General features: G+C 61.8%; 12 protein-coding genes. 6 read left to right on the top strand and 6 right to left on the bottom strand.

The features are described from left to right. Positions 1-5,023 (top strand): non-ribosomal peptide synthetase (locus K0H48_RS30735; RefSeq protein WP_257626929.1); only part of this gene is annotated, 5,023 nt, incomplete at its 5' end. A gap of 135 nt (positions 5,024-5,158) precedes the next feature. Here K0H48_RS30735 and K0H48_RS12025 read toward each other — a convergent pair. After that, positions 5,159-7,537: a TonB-dependent siderophore receptor gene (locus K0H48_RS12025; protein ID WP_307877364.1), complete on the bottom strand. Its 2,379-nt coding sequence runs from the start codon at positions 7,535-7,537 to the stop codon at positions 5,159-5,161. A gap of 155 nt (positions 7,538-7,692) precedes the next feature. Beyond that, positions 7,693-9,345 (bottom strand): cyclic peptide export ABC transporter, encoded by a 1,653-nt coding sequence (locus K0H48_RS12030; RefSeq protein ID WP_219267621.1) that lies wholly within the window; start codon positions 9,343-9,345, stop codon positions 7,693-7,695. Positions 9,346-9,545: 200 nt separating this feature from the next. On the opposite strand from K0H48_RS12030, the gene K0H48_RS12035 reads away from it, so the two are divergent. Beyond that, positions 9,546-10,373 (top strand): formyltransferase family protein, encoded by an 828-nt coding sequence (locus K0H48_RS12035; protein ID WP_219267622.1) that lies wholly within the window; start codon positions 9,546-9,548, stop codon positions 10,371-10,373. Between the two features lie 280 nt (positions 10,374-10,653). Here the strand turns inward: K0H48_RS12035 and K0H48_RS12040 are convergent, their stop codons facing one another. Genes K0H48_RS12040 through pvdM form a run of 3 tightly spaced genes read right to left on the bottom strand, consistent with a single transcriptional unit; the run spans position 10,654 to position 14,214 of the window. After that, entirely contained in the window at positions 10,654-11,526 is an 873-nt protein-coding gene (locus K0H48_RS12040) for a formylglycine-generating enzyme family protein (RefSeq protein WP_219267623.1), read from the bottom strand. A gap of 33 nt (positions 11,527-11,559) precedes the next feature. After that, positions 11,560-12,840, bottom strand: coding sequence for an aminotransferase class V-fold PLP-dependent enzyme (locus K0H48_RS12045; RefSeq protein WP_219267624.1), 1,281 nt, complete (start codon positions 12,838-12,840; stop codon positions 11,560-11,562). An 18-nt stretch (positions 12,841-12,858) separates the two neighbouring features. Continuing rightward, positions 12,859-14,214, bottom strand: a complete 1,356-nt coding sequence (pvdM, locus tag K0H48_RS12050; protein ID WP_219267625.1) for a pyoverdine-tailoring dipeptidase-like protein PvdM — start codon at positions 14,212-14,214, stop codon at positions 12,859-12,861. 142 nt (positions 14,215-14,356) lie between these two features. On the opposite strand from pvdM, the gene K0H48_RS12055 reads away from it, so the two are divergent. Further along, the gene (locus K0H48_RS12055) at positions 14,357-15,970 is read left to right on the top strand and encodes a PvdJ/PvdD/PvdP-like protein (RefSeq protein ID WP_219267626.1); all 1,614 of its coding nucleotides are present in this window, start codon (positions 14,357-14,359) and stop codon (positions 15,968-15,970) included. Here K0H48_RS12055 and K0H48_RS12060 read toward each other — a convergent pair. Next, complete coding sequence (locus K0H48_RS12060) at positions 15,963-16,910, bottom strand: DUF1853 family protein (protein WP_219267627.1); 948 nt, start codon at positions 16,908-16,910, stop codon at positions 15,963-15,965. The genes K0H48_RS12055 and K0H48_RS12060 overlap by 8 nt on opposite strands. A gap of 144 nt (positions 16,911-17,054) precedes the next feature. Between K0H48_RS12060 and K0H48_RS12065 the strand changes: the two genes are divergently transcribed. The 3 genes from K0H48_RS12065 to K0H48_RS12075 all read left to right on the top strand — a co-directional run. Further along, complete coding sequence (locus tag K0H48_RS12065; RefSeq protein ID WP_010210870.1) at positions 17,055-17,945, top strand: NAD(+) kinase; 891 nt, start codon at positions 17,055-17,057, stop codon at positions 17,943-17,945. Further along, positions 17,945-18,916 carry a metallophosphoesterase gene (locus K0H48_RS12070; protein WP_219267628.1) on the top strand — a complete coding sequence of 324 codons (972 nt, stop codon included), beginning with the start codon at positions 17,945-17,947 and terminating at the stop codon, positions 18,914-18,916. Before K0H48_RS12065 ends, K0H48_RS12070 begins: the two co-directional genes overlap by 1 nt. A 38-nt stretch (positions 18,917-18,954) precedes the next feature. Then, positions 18,955-19,768: AAA family ATPase (locus tag K0H48_RS12075; protein WP_219267629.1), on the top strand; the 814-nt coding region annotated here is incomplete at its 3' end.

Consider the following 19,768-nt stretch of genomic DNA (forward strand, 5'->3'; position numbering starts at 1 on the left):
ACTGGCCGAGCATGCCGAGCGCGATGGCAACCCGCCTAACGTGCGCGTGTATTGCTTTGGCGGCGATGCGGTGGCACAGGCCAGTTACGACCTGGCCTGGCGCGCACTGAAACCAACTTACCTGTTCAACGGCTACGGCCCGACCGAAACCGTGGTTACGCCATTGCTATGGAAAGCCCGTCGCGGCGATCCCTGCGGCGCCGTCTATGCGCCGATCGGCACGCTGCTTGGCAACCGCAGCGGCTACGTGCTGGACGCGCAACTCAACCTGCAACCCATCGGCGTGGCCGGTGAGCTGTACCTGGGCGGCGAAGGCGTGGCGCGTGGTTATCTGGAACGCCCGGCGCTTACCGCCGAGCGTTTTGTGCCGGACCCATTCGGCAAACCTGGCAGCCGCGTGTACCGCAGCGGCGACCTGACCCGTGGCCGTGCGGACGGCGTGGTGGATTATCTGGGGCGTGTCGACCATCAGGTAAAAATCCGTGGTTTCCGTATCGAGCTGGGTGAAATCGAGGCGCGCTTGCGTGAGCAGGATGCGGTCGGTGAAACGGTCGTCGTGGCCCAGGAAAGCCCGAGCGGCAAGCAGTTAGTGGCCTACGTCGTGCCTGCTGAGCCCGCGACCGACCCGGTGGCATTTCGCGAAGCCTTGCGTCGCGCCCTGAAAACCCGTCTGCCCGACTATATGGTGCCTGCGCACATCATGTTCCTGGACCAGATGCCGTTGACACCCAACGGCAAGCTCGACCGTAAGGGGCTGCCACAACCGGACGCGGCGCAGTCGCAAGGCGAGTGGGTTGAACCGGTTACGCCATTGCAGCAGCAGGTCGCGGCGATTTGGGCCCAGGTGCTGGGCGCTGCGCGCATTAGCCTGACGGATCACTTCTTCGAGTTGGGCGGGCATTCGTTGCTGGCCATGCAGGTGATTTCCCGAGTGCGCCAGTTGCTTGAACGCGACGTGCCACTGCGCACCTTGTTTGAGCAGCCGCAACTGCAAGGGTTTGTACTCGCACTGCAAGCCGCTGAAGAGGATCTGGCGCCGCCGATGATGGCGATAGGGCGGGAGCAGCCGTTAGTGCTGTCCTTTGCCCAGGAGCGCCAGTGGTTTCTCTGGCAGTTGGACCCGCAAAGCGCCGCCTACCACATCCCGAGCGTTCTGCGCCTGAGCGGTCGCCTTGATCAGCACGCCTTGCAGTGTAGTTTTGACCGCCTGGTGGCGCGACATGAAAGCTTGCGCACCCGCATCGATCAGCAGGATGAGCGCGCAGTACAGGTGGTTTTGCCCGCCGAACCGTTGTTGATCCTGCGAGGCGATGCGACTGAGCAGACACTGCAGCAACAGGTAGAAGCCGAAATTGCCCGGCCCTTCAACCTGCAACAAGGACCGCTGCTGCGCGTGACCTTGTTGCGCCTGGCCGAAGATGAGCACGTACTGGTGCTGGTGCAGCACCATATCGTTTCCGATGGCTGGTCGATGCAGGTGATGGTTGACGAACTGGTGCAGTTGTATAGCGCCTACAGCCAGGGCGAGGTCGCGCAGTTGCCGGCGCTGGCCTTGCAGTATGCCGATTACGCACACTGGCAACGCGAGTGGATGGCGGCGGGGGAGCGCGAGCGTCAGTTGGCTTACTGGAGCGAGCTGTTGGGCGGTGAGCAACCGGTGTTGGAACTCCCGACCGCGCACGCGCGCCCGGCGCTGCAAAGCTATCGCGGTGCCAGCCTGGAGCTTGAGTTGCCGACGCAACTGGCCGAGGGGCTCAACGCATTGGCGCAGCGTGAAGGCGTGACGCTGTTCATGCTGTTGCTGGCGTCCTTTCAGGGCTTGTTGTACCGCTACAGTGGCCAGCACGACATCCGTGTCGGGGTGCCGATCGCCAACCGCAACCGTGTTGAAGTCGAGCGGTTGGTCGGCTTCTTTGTCAACACCCAGGTGCTCAAGGCCGACCTTGACGAGCAGATCACCGTGACCCAGCTGTTGCAGCAGACCAAACGCCGCAGCCTGGATGCGCAGAGCCATCAGGACCTGCCCTTCGAACAACTGGTCGAAGCCCTTCAGCCGGAGCGCAGCCTGAGCCATAACCCGTTGTTCCAGGTGTTGTTCAACCATCAGAGCGATGCGGGGTTGGCTACCCGTGGCCGTCACTTGCCTGACTTGCGGGTGGAGGGCCTGGATTGGGGCAGCCAGACCGCGCAGTTCGACCTGAGCCTGGACACCCAGGCCACCGCGCAGGGTATCTGGGCCACCCTGACCTATGCGACCGACCTGTTCGAGCCGGCCATGCTCAAGCGCATGCTGGCGCACTGGCAAAATCTGTTGCAAGGCATGCTCGACGACCCGCAGCAGCGCGTCAGCCAGTTGCCGCTGTTGGGCGACGCCGAGCAACGTATCGCGCTGCAAGACTGGAATGCCACTGCTCGCGACTACACGCAACAGCCTGTGCATCAGTTGATCGAAGCACAGGTCGAACTCACGCCGGATGCCGAGGCGCTGGTGTTTGCCGGGCAGCGCTTGAGCTACGCCCAGCTTAATCGGCGGGCCAACCGCCTGGCCCATCGCCTGATGGATGCCGGTGTCGGCCCCGATGTGTTGGTGGGGCTGGCCGTGGAGCGTTCGATAGAAATGGTCGTCGGCCTGTTGGCGGTACTCAAGGCCGGTGGCGCTTATGTGCCGCTCGACCCGGAATACCCACGCGAGCGACTGGCCTACATGCTGGAAGACAGCGGCGTGAAGTTGCTGCTGACTCAGGCGCATCTGCTCGAACAGTTGCCGATCCCGGAAGGTCTGCAAACCTTGGTACTGGGTGAAGCCGGTTTCGACGGCTACAGCGAAGCGAACCCCGGTATCGTGCTGGAGGGCGAAAACCTCGCTTATGTGATCTACACCTCCGGCTCCACCGGCCAGCCCAAAGGTGCGGGCAACCGCCATTGTGCGCTGACCAACCGCCTGTGCTGGATGCAGGAAGCCTACGGGTTGAATGCCCATGACACGGTTTTGCAAAAGACCCCGTTCAGCTTTGACGTGTCGGTGTGGGAGTTTTTCTGGCCGCTGATGACGGGCGCGCGCCTGGTGGTGGCTGCGCCGGGTGATCACCGCGACCCGGCCAGGCTGGTAGCGCTGATCAACGCCGAACAGGTCACCACGCTGCACTTTGTGCCGTCGATGCTGCAGGCGTTTCTGCAAGACCCGGCTGTTGGCTCCTGCCACGCATTGCAACGGATTGTGTGCAGCGGCGAAGCGCTGCCGGTGGATGCGCAACAGCAGGTCTTGCGCAAGCTGCCGCAAACCGCGTTGTACAACCTGTATGGCCCGACCGAAGCCGCCATCGACGTGACCCACTGGACCTGCGTCGACGAAGGGCGTGACACGGTGCCCATTGGCCAGCCGATCGCCAACCTGTGCACCTATGTGCTGGACGCCCAGTTGCAAGCGACCGCCGTGGGTGTGGCCGGTGAGTTGTACCTGGGCGGTATCGGCTTGGCACGCGGCTATCATCGACGTCCGGGGCTCACCGCCGAACGGTTTGTCGCTTCGCCGTTCGCGCCGGGAGAGCGTCTGTATCGTACCGGCGACCGCGTGCGTCAGCGTGCCGACGGGGTTATCGAATACCTTGGGCGTCTGGATCATCAGGTTAAATTGCGTGGCTTGCGCATTGAATTGGGCGAGATTGAAGCGCGCGTTCTTGAACATCCACAGGTACAGGAAGCCTCGGTCCAGGTGGTTGATGGCAAGCACCTGGTAGGTTATCTGGTGTTGCAGGCACCCAGCGATACCTGGCGTGAGTCGCTGGGCGAACACCTCTTGGCGCACTTGCCGGACTATATGGTCCCGGCACAATGGGTGCTGCTGGCGCACATGCCCCTGAGCCCGAATGGCAAGCTGGACCGCAAGGCGCTGCCCAAGGCTGATGCGCACTTGCAGGAGCGGGTCTATCAGGCGCCGCAGACCGAATTGGAGCAGCGTCTCGCAACAATTTGGAGCGAAGTGCTTGAGGTTGAACGCGTCGGCTTGAATGACAATTTCTTTGAGCTGGGTGGCCATTCGCTGTTGGTGTTGATGCTCAAGGAGCGCATCCGCAAGGCGACCGGCACAACGCTGTCGGTCAGCCAATTGATGCTTAACCCGACCATTGCCGGACAGGTCGCTTGCCTGGGGGGCGAGACCCGCCACTCGCTGATCGTCAAACTCAACAGCCAGACCCAAGGCACGCCACTGTTCCTGTTTCACCCAAGCTATGGTTCGGTGCATTGCTACAAGGCCATCGGCCTGGCGCTGCGTGACCAGCGGCCGGTGCTGGGTGTGATCAGTCGGGCGTTGGTCGAGGAGGGCAGTGCAGTGCCCAGCTGGCAAGCGATGGTCGATGACTACACCGCGCAACTGCTCGACGCCGTGCCCGAAGGCCCTTACCGTCTGGCCGGTTGGTCCCTGGGCGGTAACCTGGCCATGGAAGTCGCGTATGCATTGGAGCAGGCGGGGCGAGTGGTAGAGGTTGTGGGTTGGATTGATGCGTCGCCGCCGTACTGGCTCAAGGATTATTGGGACACAGTGGTGATGACCGATGACAGTGAGGTGCCGGTCAATCAACGGCGCGTTGAGTTGTTGCAGGTGATGTTTGCGCAGTCGAGCCAGATGATCCAGGACGCATGGTTGCAAAGCCAGGCGGTTGCCGACGACGAGGTACAGCAATGGCAGGCGTTCAGCACGTGGGCCGAAAATGCACTCGGTGAAACCTATCTGGAGGTCAAGGCCAGCTTGCTTGAGGGCGCCGAAGCGCAGATCTCCTGGGAACTCGACCGAGCCCTCGGCCAGTCTCTAAAGGACGCTGACTTCAAGCCGATCCAGGCACCGATCCGTTGCTGGTGGGCCGCTGCGAGCCGTGCCGGGCAGCATCGCCAGTTGATCGAGGCGAGCATGGCGCAGGTTACGGGCCGTGCGTGTATTGAGCAGTCGGTGCTGATCGACTCCACCCATGATCGAATCATCGACAACGCCGCGTTCGTGCAGAGCTTTGCTGATGCGATGAAGTAACACGCGGTGTAAAAGAAACGCCCCTGGACCTATGGCCAGGGGCGTTTTTTTATCTGTGTTGTTCAGCATGAGCCACGTTTTAGCAGGCAACAAAAAGCCCCTGGTCATCTGCGATGACCAGGGGCTTGGGCTGGATCAGAAGTTCCAGCGGGTGCTGAGCATGACGTTACGCGGGTCGCCGTAGTAAGCCGAGTTGTAGAAGCCGATGTTGGTGTAGTACTTCTTGTCGAAGATGTTGTTGACGTTGAGGGTCGCCGAGACGTTCTCGGTCACCTGGTAGCGGGCCATCGCATCCACGATCCAGAGTGGGTCCTGGGAGAAGTTTTCCTCGGTGCCTTTGGCGTAGTTGTTCAGCAGCTTCCAGCCGGTACCTTGCCAGCGCACGCCGGTGCCCAGGGTCAGTTTGTCGAGCGGGCCGGTCAGCTTGTAGCTGGTGTAGATATTGACCTGATCTTCCGGCTCCCAGGTGGAGAGCTTCTCACCCTGTTTGTCGCGCATGATCTTGTGGGTATAGCCCGCTTGCAACTGCCAGCCTGGCGCCAGCTCGCCGGAGATTTCCGCTTCGTAGCCTTTGGTTTTGGCTTCGGTGCCCCTGGAGGCGTAATCCAGCCCTGGGTGGCTGTTGGGGATGTAATCCGTGTCGTCGACGGCGCGGTTTTTCTCGTGAACCTCGAAGTAGGCCAGGCTCGAGTTCAGGCGGCCATCGAAGAATTCGCCTTTAAGGCCGATCTCGTAGTTCTTGCCTTCATCCGGTTCCAGCGGTTTGTCGTTGCGGTCGCGATAGTCGTCCTGTGGCAGGTAGATTTCGGTGAAGCTGGCGTAGGCCGAGAAGTTGTCATTGAGGTCATAGGTGATGCCGGCGTACGGCACTACCTTGCCGGTGTCCTTGACCTGGCTGGTGCCGCTGACTTCGTAGTTGTTGACCCGAGTGCCGAGAATCAGGTGCAAGTCATCGGCCAGGCTGAAGCGCCCGGTGATGTAGCTGGCGCTCTGGCGGGTCAGCTCGTCGTTCCTTTTGGTCCGAGGGCCACGGTCCGGTTTGAGCGCGTCGCCGTCCCAGTTGAAGTAGTCGTGGCTGTTTTCGTAGTTGGTGGCGTTGGTGTAATCGCTGCCCAGCCAGTGCGAGCGCGATACCGAGGTGCCGACCACCAGCTCATGCTCACGCCCGAACAGGCTGAACGGGCCAGTGGCGTAAAGGTCGCCAGTGTCGCTGGTGGTTTCACCATTGTAGGTACGGGTCAGCAGCGAGGCTTTGCCCGTTTCGGCATTGGGTGACAGCAGGGCCGACAACGGGGCTTTGTAGCCATTGATCTGGTGGTTGTACTGCGCCTTGCCGACCCAGCCATTGTCGAATGTGTGTTCCAGGGTGGCGAAGGCGGTGCGGGTGTACTGCTTCCACTTGCTGTACTTGGCGCCGTTGTTGAAGGAGCGCGGAGTGCTGATGTGGTTACCGGCAGAGTCAAACAGCGAGGCCGCACCAGACCAGCTGGAGCCCTGCGGGTCGCTGTCCTGATAGTCGCCACCGATGGTCAGCAACGTATCCGGGGCCAGGTCGAACTCGAGAATGCCGTAGTAGACGTTGGTCTTGCGTTGGTAGTGATCGAGGAACGTATGTTTGTCCTGGTAGGCCGCGACAGCACGGCCGCGCACGTTGCCCGACTCGGTCAGCGGGCCGCTGACGTCGATTTCCGAGCGGTAGTTGTCCCAGGAACCTGCACCCAGGTCCACATAGCCTTTGAATTCCGAGGTGGGTTTTTTACGCACCATGTTGATGGTGCCACCCGGGCCGCCAGCGCCGGTCAGCAGGCCGGTGGCGCCCTTGAGAATCTCGACGCGGTCGTAGATGACGGTATCGGTCAAGGTGTGGCCGGACGAATACTGGGCATCCTGCAGAATCGGAATACCGTCGTACTGGAAGTTCTGAATGGCGAAGCCACGAGAGAAGTAGCTGGTGCGCTCGCTGTCGTAGGTGGCGACGGTGATGCCCGGTGTGTGGCGCATCACGTCGTCGATCGACTTGAGACCGAAGTCGTCCATGGCCTGGCGGGTTACCACGGAAATCGATTGCGGCGTCTCGCGTGGGCTCAGTACCAGACGGGTTGCGGTGGCAATGGTGCCGGGGGTGTAGGAGCCGGAGCCTTCGGTGATGGTGCCCAACTGGTTGGCGGTTACCTGGGTTGCGCCCAGCTCCAGTGCCGACGTTTTCGCCGCGCTGATGGTGAATGAGCTGCCCTGCAGGTCATAGCTGATGCCCGTCCCGGACAGCAAGGTGGTCATGGCCTGGCCAGGTTGCAATTTGCCTTTGATTGCGTGGCTGCGTTTGCCTTCGACGTCGGTCGGGCTGTAGAGCACCTGCAAGTTGGTTTGGCGACCGAACTCCTGAAGCGCGCTCCCCAGCGGCTGTGCGGGTACATTCAGCTCGACCTCCTGCGCCTGCACATAACCTGCGACCGGCAGTGCCAGTGCAAAGGCAATGGCGCTTGGCAGGAGAGGGGTGTTCAAGAGGCGGCGCATGGAGAGTGCCTTGCTCAAGGGACTCAGACCGAACGTTGCTGGCATGGATACATTCTCTTCTATGTTTTTAAGTGGGCAGTTCTAAGTATTTGTTGAGGTCAATTCTCATTACCACTAGTGAGACGTTCCTATCCGTAAAAACCGGAAAATAAATTTCAGGCCGGCTCCATTTCGTGCACGACCTTGCCCGCTCGCAGGCGCACCAGTTGGTCGGCGATGTCGAAATAGCGGTCGTCGTGGCTGATCACGATGATGGTCTTGCCCAGGCGTTTGAGGTCGGGCAGCAGCTCGGTGTAGAACACGCGGCGGAAGGCCGGGTCCTGGTCGGCGGCCCATTCGTCGAACACCAGCACTGGGCGTTCTTCGAGCCAGGCATTGACCAGCGCCAGGCGCTTGCGCTGCCCGGTGGAGAGGTCGGTGGTGCTGAATACGCCGTCCTTGACGCTGACTTTGTGCGCGATTTCCAGGCGCTCCAGGTACTTGGCGGCGCTGTCCAGCGATTGCGTGGCGCTGCCCTGGACCAGGTCGTCGAACAGGTAATAGTCGGCGAACACCGTGGTGAACAATTGGCGGTAGTCATCGCGCACCGGGTCGGTCACGGTTTCGCCATTCAGGCGGATTTCCCCGGCGTCGGGTTGATACAGACCCAGTAACAGTTTGATCAGCGTGGTCTTGCCGCAGCCGTTCTCGCCGACGATAAACACGATATCGCCCTGCTTGATGCTCAGGTTGATCGGCCCCAGGTGGAACGGCTCGCTGCCCTCGACCGGCGGTGGGCTGTAGGTGACGCCACGCAGTTCAAGGCTGTTGACCACCGGTGTGGGGGCTTCGCTGCCGTCCATCAACAAATGCGGCTCGGGTGACGAGAAGCGATCCGACAGCTCAGTAATGCGCGCAAAGGCAATGCGTGCCTTGCCGATGATCGGCAGGTAACCGATGACGTGTTCGAGCGGGCCTTTCATGTACAGCAGCACCAGCACGAAACCGGTGATCACTGCGGGATCCGGGTTGGGGCTGTAGGCTTGCATGGCCAGGGCCAGGCCGATGACCACAAAGAACAGCATCGAGCCAAAGGTTTTGGCCGCGATGTAAATGTTGACGGAGCGCACCTGGATATCGCTGATCCGGTCAGCGGTTTCCTGGATACGGTGGGTGTTCATCCGGTAGCGCCGTGGCCGGTGGATGCGCAGCTCCTTGGCGCCCGAGGCAATCGCCGAATAGTAGCGTTGCAGTTCGTCTTCCAGGTCACGGGCTGCGTCGAAGCCGCGAATGCCTTTGTGGCCAGCGATAAACTGCACGCTGCTGCCGATCACAATGGCGACGATCATCATCAGGAACATCGGTACTGACAGGTAGGCCAGGTAACCCAGGCAACCCAGGGTCACCGTGCTGGCGATGGCCAATGGGGTAAACGCGAAGGAGAAATCGCTGATGGTGTCGACGTCGTGAGTGAGCACCGGGATCAGGCGGTGCGAACGGTAGCGTTCGATCTGCTCGATGGGTGCCGACAGCACTTTCTCGCCGAGATCCTTGCGCAGGGCGGCAATGATCCGTTGGCCCACATAGTTGGTGCCGATATCCGAGACGATCGAACTGGTCAGCGCCAACAGGCACAGCGCGGCGAAGGTCAAGACCACGCCCTGGGTCATGCCGGTGGAGGAGTGGAGGGCGTTGTTGATAGTCGCCAGCAGCAACGTGATGGCCAGGCCGCCGGCCATGCCCAGGGCGACAGAGACCGTCACGATGGTGCGAAAAGGCCTGAGCAATGCGAGCAAACCGTTAAAGGCGCCGCGCTTGGGGTCGGTCATAAATACTTCCCGGAAAGTGAAAAAGAGGGGGCTGGGCACACAGACCCTTACCCATGACAAACGAAGTGCCGGGGCGACTATTTAGCGCCGTACGCCGTGCGGTGACGTGGGTGGATAAATTGCCCGTGGCCTGGTTCGTTCTTGTGAAGTAGGCGCACGCGTATTGGCGCGTGCCTGATCTATCCAGCGAGAGCGAAACAATGACGAAAATGAATCTGGTGTATGTCTGGTCCCTGAGAAACGCTGCCGCCGACAAGGCCGGCCAGCCAGTGGCCTACAAGGACCACGAGCGCTATATGAAGTCGGTGTTGGAGTTTCTGGTGGGCTCGCTGAACGACACACCGTTGGGCCAGGCCTACAACCTGGTTGGCGTGGTGTATGACGATGACGAGCAGAACCCACGGGACCAGCAGTTGGTGGCCGACTATGGTTTTGCCTACCAGTCGGGCCGCCAGTGGCTCTACCCGGCGGACCTGCGGGTGCAGGGCAAGCTGGTCAATGACTTGTTGCTGAGCGTGCCGTCCACCTACCGCCGCCTGCCGCGTGGCAGCGCCGAACACATCGCCGGCAAACAGGATTTCGAACGTCGCCTGCACGACACCCTGGTGGAGTTGAAAGCCGACATCGTGGTGCTGGACGGCCTGCTGGTGATCCTTGATGAGCTGGTGCGTCCCGGTGCGCCGTTTGAGCGTCGGATCATGAACATCCACCCGGGCATTACCCGCATTGAGTCGCCATATGAGCGCCGTGGGGCCTATGCCACCTGGAATGCCTTGTACGGCGCGCGCGGGCAGACGGTGGTGGATTGGGCGAGCAAAGCCACCAAGGCCAGCGAACCGCTGTACCTCACTGGCGCTTCATTCCACTACGTGGACAACGGCATCGATTCGGGCGAAGTGTTCCACGACGTGCTGAAAACCGAGATTTCGCCGGAGGACACCATCCTCGAATTGCGCTGGAACAACTTCAATAACAGTTTGTTCCCGGCGTTGCATGAAGGGTTGGAGTTACTGGCCAAGCAGGCTTGATGCAAAACTAAATGTGTGCGGGCTTGCTCGCGAATGCGGTGTTTCAGTCAATTCATCTGTAACTGACCCACCGCATTCGCGAGCAAGCCCGCTCCCACAGTTGACCGCATGCAGTTTTGAATATGAGGTCGACTGCGGGTTTGCATGCACTGAAGAGCTGCTTTTCTGTGGGAGCTGGCTCGCCTGCGATGCAGACACCTCGGTGTGTCAGGTACACCGAGTTGATGCTATCGCAGCGGTGCGACGATTCGACAAGCCAGCTCCCTGCTCGGTGTGCTGCTTAAAGGTCGCGCACTACTCGAAACCCAATCCAGTCCCCACGGGTTTGCGGGTAGATGTTGTTGCGGTTGCCCGAGCGTGAGAACACCGGCGCTTCGCCCCAGTCATTGCCGCGGATCTGGTAGCCCTCGCAGTGGGGCTCCATCCAGGCGCTGCCGTCGGTAGGGGCGCCGATGTAGTTGGGGTGCTCACAGTCGGCAACCCGCTCATACACATTGCCGTGCATGTCGTACATGCCAAATGCATTTGGCGGGTAGCTGCCCACCGGCGAGGAATAACTGTAGCCGTCCGCCGGGCCGTAGGTGTTGGCGTGCTGGGCGATGCTGTAGCCCTTGCCCTCGTCGAACGGGAAGGGGAACGGCCCGGTGGAGCCGGCGCGGGCGGCGTATTCACGCTGGGCTTCGCTGACCATGTGGTACTTCTGCCCGGTTTTTTTCGACAGCCAGGCGATGTAGTTTTTGATGTCGTCCATGTCCATGCACACCGCCGGCTGGCGTGGCCCTTGCGGGTAGCGCGGCTTGCTGGCGATGCATTCGCGGCCGGGGCGGGTGTCGCCGTCAGCGATCTTGACGCCGGTCTGGCGGATATAGCTGTCCCATTCGCCGGCGGTGACGTGGAAGCGGCTCATGGCAAACGGTTTGGCGAAGGTCACGTCATGCATCGGGCCTTCATCGGGCTCGCGGCCGACTTCGTCTTCCGGGGTGCCCATGGTGAAGGTGCCGGCGGGCAGCACCACCATTTCCGGGCAGTCCTTGCAGTCCTTGAACACTTTGCCGGGTTGCGGCGTGGCGGCTTGCGCCAGGTTGGGCAGCCATGCCGCGCACAGGGCCGTCAACGCCAGGGCGGCCAGGGGTTTGAGTCGGGATGGATTCATGTGGGCATCTCGTTCAAAGGAAAAAAGTGGGCATCACAGGCGTTGACTCAACAGGGCCATGAACTGCTGGATTTCGTCCGAGCTGTTGAGCAGGCCGGGGGAGGTGCGGATCACCGGGCCGACATCGCGGTCGACGGCATCGATCACCGCGCGGTTTTTCAGCATATGGGCGACGACTGCTTCGCTGTCCTGGTCCTTGACCCGAAAGAAGGTAAAACCGGCCGACAGGTCGGTGCTGCGCGGTGTCACCAGTTCGATCTGCGGATGCGCCAGCAACTGGGTTTTGAGTTCACTGTTAAGTGCGTGGATGCGCGCCTCAACCTGTGCCTTGCCCAGTTGCAGGTGCAGCTTGAACGCTTCATCCGCCGCCCAGCGATGCTCAAAAGCGTGGTAGCCGCCGGGCGTCATCGTGGTGGCAAAGTTGGTGTCTTCGGAGAAGGTCGGCACCATGGGCGTGACATATTTGTTTTCGGCATCGCGGGCGCAGACCAGCCCGGTGCCGCGTGGGCCGAACATCCATTTGTGCGTGCCGGCGATAAAGAAGTCGCAGTGCATGGCCGGGAAGTCGAGGTTTTCCACGCCAAAACCATGTACGCCATCGACCACATACAGGATGCGGTCGTTGTCGTCGCGGTTGCGATTGAGTTCCGCCACCAGCTTGCCGATTTCGCCGATCGGCAGCTTCACGCCGCTGCCGGACTGCACCCAGGTCATGCCCAGCACACGGGTAGTGGGGCGAATCGCGCGCTTGATATTACCCAATACTTCGTCACTGGAGACCTGGCTGGCCCGCTCGAACAAGCGGATGCGCCGCACCTGCGTGCCTTGGCGGGCGACGCGAAAATCCAGCACGTTCTGGGTGGCGTAATGCTCGTGTTCGGTGGTGAGAATCTCTTGGTCGGGGCGCAGCTTGATCCCGCCGTAGATCATCGCCAAGCCTTCGGAGGTGCTACCGGTGAGGGCGATCTGCGCCGGCTTGGCGTTCAGGTAGCGTCCGGCCCATTCGCGCACCTGGCCTTCACGTTTCCAGGTTTCCTCCAGGCCCCAGTCCATGGCCAGGCCGGGGTTGCGGTCGATCTGCTGACGGTAGCGCTCAATCGCTTCGCGCACGGGGCGTGGGTGGGAGGTCACCAGGAAGTTGGAAAAGTGCAGGTAGTTCGGGTCTTGGGTGAACAGTTGCTTGAAACCCGTCCATGGGTCGTTTGTGGCAGGCGCATGAGTGGCTGCCTGGGCGTGCGCGAGCACTGCGCTGCCCAATGGCAGGCTGGCGGCTAGTACCCCGGCCTGCTTGAGGAATGTACGGCGGTCGGTCATGGACTGGCTTCTGAGTAATTAGCGGTTGGCCAACGGCTTGGCGGCTTTTTGCACCTGGTCCCACACCCGCAGGAAGTTGCCTCCCCACAGCTTGGCGATGTCGGCCTCGGAGTAGCCGCGCTGGATCAGTTCGGCGGTGACATTGCGCACCTCGCCGACGTTCTCCCAGCCCTGGATACCGCCGCCGTCGTTGAAGTCCGAGGCTATACCGACGTGATCGATGCCGATCTTGCGCACGGTGTAGTCAATGGCATCGCCCCAGTCCTTGAGGGTGGCCTTGGGTTCTTCCTCAAGAATGGCGTACAGCCCCTGAGCGTACTGGCCGAACTTCTGCTCGGACCAGGCGGCGATGATGGCGTCACCAGGCATCAAGGCCATGGCCAGGTTGGGCAGCGGCGGCAAATCGAAGCGCGCACGCAAGGTGTTGAGCTTGTCCTGGGTGGGTTGGCTCAGCGGGCGCAGATAGGCCGGGAAGCCCACCACCTGCACCACGCCGCCGCTGTTTTTGATCAGTTGCAGCTCTTTGTCGCTGAGGTTGCGCGGGATATCCACCGAGGCACGCGGTGCCGAGTGCGAGGCAATCATCGGGGTGCGGCTCAATTGCGCGACTTGCTCCAGCGCCTTGGTCGACATCTGCGACACATCGATGATCACACCCAGGTCATTGAGGCGCTGCACAGCTTGTTGGCCGATGGGTGACAGCCCTTCAAGCGCATCGGTGGTGTCATTGAAAAACGGCAGCGGGCGCGACGAGTCGGACCAGGCGTTATTGCCGATATAACTGAAACCGAACATGCGCATGCCGCGTGCGGCCCACAGGTCCAGCTGGTTGAGGTCGTCGCCCAGCGGGTAGGCGTTGAGCATGCTGATAAAGATCGCAAACTTGCCCTCGCCATGCAGGCGCCGCATATCGTCCGGGGTGTAGGCAATGCCGACCTGGTTGGGGAAGTCGCGCACCATGCCGGAGATGATCTTGTAGCGCACCTCCTGCTCGTGGCGGGCCTCTTCGACAAAACCGTCGGTGGGTTTGTGCGGGGCGTTGGGGCCGTTCCAGATTTCCGGCCAGCCGAAAATCGTCAGGGCCGCGCCCGACAAGCGTCCGCGTGCTGCCTTGGCGAGGTCAAACTGGCCGCTGCCATCCTTGTCGGCTTCGTTGCCAGCGGTGCCGAAATCCATGGGCACGGTGATATGGCTGTCGAACGACAACAAGCGGTCCTGCATTTCATTGGCCTGCTTGATCACCTCCAGCGGGTAGCCGGCATTGCCTTTGAACCAGTGATCCCAGACCAGAAAACCGGCCCCGGCCCCGGCGCCGATGGCCAGTGCCAGCGGCAGGCCGATATACAGCGCCTTTTTCGAACGTGGTTTTGTCATTGCCATCTCAGTCAGTTGAGGCCTTTGCTATCAGGGAAGAACGAGCCATGGCCGGGAAAATTTAGGCGCGGGCGCGGCACCGGTAAATTTCTCGCGACCGTCAACGTTCTAGCTCTGATCAAGCTGTTTCCTAAGGTAGACAATGACCCTCTCTCGACGTGGCTTCATCGCCGGCCTGGCGCTGACCGGCGCTGCCGTGCCAGCGGCCCTTTACGCCCACCGCGAGCTGACGCGTGAAGAATTCCCGATCACGCCGGGCGAGGCCACGGTGGACCTGGCCGACACCGCCGGCCAACACCTGGCCGATACCTTGCGCGGTGTGTGGAGCCTGCGCCTGGAAGGTCGCGATGCGGGCCTTGAAGGCTTGCCGCTGCAAGGCCTGGAGCTGTTGCTCGACATCGCCCCACGCGGCCGTGGCTTGCGCGGCTATCTGGACACCGCTGCAAACCTGCGTGCCGAGGGCGAGCCGCGCTATCGCGTGCTCGGTGATCTGCTGACGGGCGAGGGTGCCGTGCTCTACTGGCGCCTGATCGACCGCGACGCCGCAGATGGCGCACCGGCCTATGAGTTCAAGATGACCCTCGACGAAGTCTGGGCCGACTTCGCCAATGCCGGCAGCAGCACCCTGAGCGGGCAGATTCTCGACCTTGAGCGCCCCCTTGCCTTGACTGAGCGCGACAACCGCTTTATCGCCCACAAGCAACTGTTCCCCGAAGCGCGCCAGCGTATCGGTCTTAACCCGACCTTGTTGGCCTGGCTGATTGCCCCTGAGCACCGCCTGTTCCACCAGCTGTGGCACGCCACCCGTGACCAGTGGCACAAGCTGTCCGAGGAAAAACGCGATGCCCTGCGCGGTATCGGTTGGCAACCCGGGCCACGCGGCCAGGAGCGCGACGCGCGGGGTAAACGCAAAGACCGCAACGGTTCGGGTATCGACTTCTTTTTCATGCACCGGCATATGCTCGGCACTGCGCGCTCCATGCAGGAGCTACCTTCCTGGCCGCAATTCCCCGAGCCACAGCCGGCGCTGGAGCGCGATCGCCTGGGGTTTTTGCGTTATTTCGACAACCACGACGGCTTTGCGCTGCCACCCTGTTGGGCGGCACCCGATGACAGCGACTACACCCAATGGGTCAGCGATATCAAGGCGGCCGAGACCTACCACAGCAACTTCCAGGTGTGGGAGTCGCAGTACCGTGACCCGCGTTACCTGGCCAAGCTGACCTTGGGCCAGTTGGGTTCCGAGATGGAGCTGGGCCTGCATGACTGGCTGCACATGCGCTGGGCCTCGGTGCCCCGAGACCCGTCCAACGGCGCCCCGGTGCCATTCGCCCGTGACCCGGCGGACTTTGCCGCGCGTTGGTACGCGCCAGAGAACGACTTCCTGGGCGACCCGTTCTCATCCCATGTAAACCCGGTGTTCTGGCACTTTCACGGCTGGATCGATGATCGCATCGAGGATTGGTTTCGCGCCCATGAGCGGTTCAACCCCGGCGAGGTCAGCCGGCTTGAGGTCAACGGGGTCAAGTGGTTTGCCCAGGGCCGCTGGGTGGAAGTCGCTGACCCATGGCTGGGGCCGGACACCCACGGTTGCAGCACCACGCCGGGGCTGCAGATGGGCCGGTCGATGGAGATGGACCCGGAGACCATGAAGCTGGCGCTGCGCATCACCTTCGCCGAAGACGAAGGGTTGCAGGCATTGTTCAAGCGCGTGCCGAAACGGCCCTGGTATGCACGCCACTTGAAACTCAAGTAATGCCTGGGACGTTTGGCCACAGGTCTGCAACGAGGAACAAGCGTTCGGCTTCTTCCCAATCCTCCCCAGTCTGAACCAGTCGTACCAACAGCTGGGCCGGTGCCATCGGGTCCAGTTCAGCCAGCCAGGTGTGCATCTGGTCCGCCTGCCACACCTGATCCGCCGGGTAATGCGCCGGCGCAAGCCACGCATGCCGAGGCAGGGGCTGCCAGCGCCCCGGCGGGCTCTGGCTGACGAAATCGCGCCAGTCACGCTGATGCAGCCAGCGCCCGCGCAGGTGCTGTGGCTCGACGCCCAGCGGGGATTCTGCGGTGCCGGGCCATGGATAGAGCAAATAGCCGCCCAGCCACAAATGCGCATCGAACTGCACAATGTCCAGCGCCGCCAGGGCTTCGCGGCTTTCCGGGCGGGCCGAAATCGGCAATTGATGCTGGGCCAAGTGCGTGAGCTTGCGGTCCAGTCGGTCATGACAGCCAGGACCGAGCCATTGCGCGGCGTCCTGGCCGTTGCCGTCCTGCGGCCCCAGATACAGTTTGATCGCCAGTTCCAGGTGGTGCACGCCATCGCGGTCGCGCACCAGCATGTCCAGCTCGCCCAGCGTATGTCCGGCGCGGCGGATCGGCAGGTTGGCGGCCAGCAACTCCACGCCCGGCGCATGTTGCACTGCAAATTGCCACAGGCGCTCGTAGTACAGGCCCAGGCGCCGCGTGCGCGACAGGCTGAGCCAGTGCTGCAAGGCGCTGCTGTCCTGGTCGAGGGTGCGTAACCACTGTTCGAGCCGGTGCGGCGCCTGCACCCAGTCGCTGCCGGCCAGTGGGTGGCGTTGCGGCCAAGGCGTTTGCGCAAGCATCGGCGGGGCGAGCATCACCCACGCCAGGTCGCGCACCTCAGGGTGCCGTAATTGGCGGGGCAGGTTGAGCAAATCCGGGAACACAGTCATGGTCCGAGCATAGCCTTTTAGAGCGTTGACGGGTGGCTGAGAACCATTGTCATCAAGGCCCTGCGGCGACAAAGGGTTTTGCCTGACGCGGCCTTTCGCCCATAATCGTTCTTTTTGCCAGACCCCACATCCCGCAGGAGCCCCATGGAGCAATTTCGCAATATCGGCATTATCGGTCGCCTGGGCAGTACCCAGGTGCTGGACACCGTCCGCCGGCTGAAAAAATTCCTGCTGGAACGCCACCTGCATGTGATCCTCGAAGACACCATCGCCGAAATCCTCCCTGGCCACGGCTTGCAAACTTCGTCGCGCAAGATGCTCGGCGAAGTCTGCGACATGGTCATTGTGGTGGGTGGCGACGGCAGCCTGCTGGGTGCCGCCCGTGCCCTGGCGCGGCACAACGTGCCGGTGCTGGGGATCAACCGTGGCAGCCTGGGGTTTCTCACGGATATCCGTCCGGATGACCTGGAAGTCGAAGTCGCCAAGGTGCTCGACGGCCATTACCTGGTGGAAAACCGCTTCCTGCTGCAAGCTGAAGTGCGCCGCCACGGCGAGGCCATCGGCCAGGGCGATGCGCTCAACGACGTGGTGCTGCACCCCGGCAAGTCCACGCGCATGATCGAGTTCGAGCTGTATATCGACGGCCAGTTCGTGTGCAGCCAGAAGGCTGACGGCCTGATCGTCGCCACGCCGACCGGTTCCACTGCGTACGCGCTGTCGGCCGGCGGCCCGATCATGCACCCCAAGCTCGATGCCATTGTGATCGTGCCGATGTACCCCCATATGTTGTCCAGCCGGCCGATTGTGGTCGATGGCAACAGTGAGCTGAAAATCGTGGTATCCAAAGACATGCAGATCTACCCGCAAGTCTCCTGCGACGGGCAGAACCATTTCACCTGCGCCCCCGGTGACACCATCACCGTGAGCAAAAAGGCACAGAAGTTGCGGTTGATCCACCCGCTGGACCACAACTACTACGAAGTGTGCCGCACCAAGCTGGGCTGGGGCAGCCGCTTGGGGGGTGGAGGCGACTGATGCTCGATCCCGCGCGTAGCTACGACCTGATTGGTGACGTGCACGGTTGCGCTCATACCCTTGAGCACTTGCTCGACCGGCTGGGCTACCACAAACAGGCTGGAACCTGGCGCCATCCGACGCGTATGGCGGTGTTCCTCGGCGATATCATCGACCGTGGGCCACGCATCCGCGAGGCGCTGCATATCGTCCACGATATGACCGAGGCCGGCCAGGCGCTGTGCATCATGGGCAACCACGAGTTCAACGCGCTGGGCTGGACCACGCCGGCGCCACCGGGCAGTGGCAAGCAGTTCGTGCGCGAGCACAACCCGCGCCATGCGCGGTTGATCCACGAAACCCTGACCCAGTTCGAGCACCACCCAGCCGACTGGCACGACTTCCTCGGCTGGTTCTACGACATGCCGCTGTTTGTCGATGCCGGGCGGTTTCGCGTGGTGCATGCGTGCTGGGACGAAGGCTTTATCCAGCCGCTGCGCGCAACGTTCCCGGATGGCTGCATCGACCAGCACTTTTTGCAGGCCGCCGCCGTGCCGGGCAGTTTCGCCTGCAACGCCTTCGACCGTCTGCTGCGCGGCACCGACATGCGCCTGCCGGACGGCCTGACGCTGACCGGTGGCGATGGCCTGACGCGCTCATTTTTCCGCACCAAATTCTGGGAAGACGACCCGAAAACCTACGGCGACATCGTGTTCCAGCCCGATGCGCTGCCGGATCCGGTGGCGCGTACGCCGCTGTCGTCGACCGAAAAAAATTCCCTGCTGCGTTATGGCGTCGACGAACCGTTGTTGTTCGTCGGCCATTACTGGCGCAGCGGCAAACCGGCGCCGATCCGCGACAACCTGGCCTGCCTGGACTACAGCGCGGTGCTGTATGGCAAGCTGGTGGCGTACCGACTGGACCAGGAAACCCGCCTGGATCCGGGTAAATTTGTATGGGTCGACGTTGAGCGGCCTGAGGTGTTCACATGAATCTCTGTGTACCGACACTGCACATTTAAGGAAGCACCATGGATGATTCGACGTTCGATCAGTTAGAGGCGGCTTTGTCTGCGGCGCCCGGCAATGTTGCACTGCTGACGATGCTGCTCGGCGCCAGCCTTGAGCGGGGCGAGCATGCGCGTGGCCTGAAGTTATTGCCAGACGACCTTGAACAATGGAGTGATGCAGCGGCCCTCAAATTAGCCGCCGCTCAGCTGTGCCTTGCCGCTGGCCAAGCGCAACGTGCGCTGCAACTGATTGAAGGCGAAGACCCCGCCGCACGATTGCTCAAGGCGCGCGTGCTGGCTGCTCTGGAACGGCTCAAGGACGCTCAGGTGGAATACCGTGCGGCGGTAGACGCCAACCCAGCTCTGGAAGACATGGCGCTATGGCGCCGGTTGAATGTATCGGTGCAGGATGTTCCGGCGGCGCAAGGGCGGCCACGGTTGCGTGTGATCTCCAATGACGACACTGACAAGAGCGAAGTGGTACGCCTGCTGGTGCCGGAAAAAGAAACCCTGACCTTTGATGACATTGGCGGCTTGGATGAGCTGAAAAAAACCATTCACAAAAAGATCATCCTGCCGTATCAAAAGCCGGGTTTGTTCCAGCGCTTTCGCAAGAAGGTTGGCGGCGGTGTACTGCTTTATGGCCCGCCGGGCTGTGGCAAGACCTTGCTGGCACGTGCTACAGCCGGAGAATGCAAGGCGACGTTTTTTAATGTGGCCATTTCCGACGTGCTGGATATGTATATCGGCGAGTCCGAGCGCAAGTTGCACGCCTTGTTCGAACAGGCGCGTGCGCAGGCGCCAGCGGTGATGTTTTTCGATGAGGTCGAGGCGC

Origin of the sequence: Pseudomonas sp. Xaverov 259 (assembly GCF_019352915.1) — a bacterium.
In the GTDB taxonomy this organism is placed as follows: domain Bacteria; phylum Pseudomonadota; class Gammaproteobacteria; order Pseudomonadales; family Pseudomonadaceae; genus Aquipseudomonas.

Excerpts from the sequence above, each read along its gene's own strand:
- K0H48_RS12065 (WP_010210870.1), top strand. The coding sequence starts at position 17,055 with ATGGAGCAATTTCGCAATATCGGCATTATCGGTCGCCTGGGCAGTACC.
- K0H48_RS12035 (WP_219267622.1), top strand. The coding sequence starts at position 9,546 with ATGACGAAAATGAATCTGGTGTATGTCTGGTCCCTGAGAAACGCTGCC.
- K0H48_RS12045 (WP_219267624.1), bottom strand. The coding sequence starts at position 12,840 with ATGACCGACCGCCGTACATTCCTCAAGCAGGCCGGGGTACTAGCCGCC.
- K0H48_RS12055 (WP_219267626.1), top strand. The coding sequence starts at position 14,357 with ATGACCCTCTCTCGACGTGGCTTCATCGCCGGCCTGGCGCTGACCGGC.
- K0H48_RS12030 (WP_219267621.1), bottom strand. The coding sequence starts at position 9,345 with ATGACCGACCCCAAGCGCGGCGCCTTTAACGGTTTGCTCGCATTGCTC.
- K0H48_RS12060 (WP_219267627.1), bottom strand. The coding sequence starts at position 16,910 with ATGACTGTGTTCCCGGATTTGCTCAACCTGCCCCGCCAATTACGGCAC.
- K0H48_RS12040 (WP_219267623.1), bottom strand. The coding sequence starts at position 11,526 with ATGAATCCATCCCGACTCAAACCCCTGGCCGCCCTGGCGTTGACGGCC.
- pvdM (WP_219267625.1), bottom strand. The coding sequence starts at position 14,214 with ATGACAAAACCACGTTCGAAAAAGGCGCTGTATATCGGCCTGCCGCTG.
- K0H48_RS12025 (WP_307877364.1), bottom strand. The coding sequence starts at position 7,537 with ATGCGCCGCCTCTTGAACACCCCTCTCCTGCCAAGCGCCATTGCCTTT.
- K0H48_RS12070 (WP_219267628.1), top strand. The coding sequence starts at position 17,945 with ATGCTCGATCCCGCGCGTAGCTACGACCTGATTGGTGACGTGCACGGT.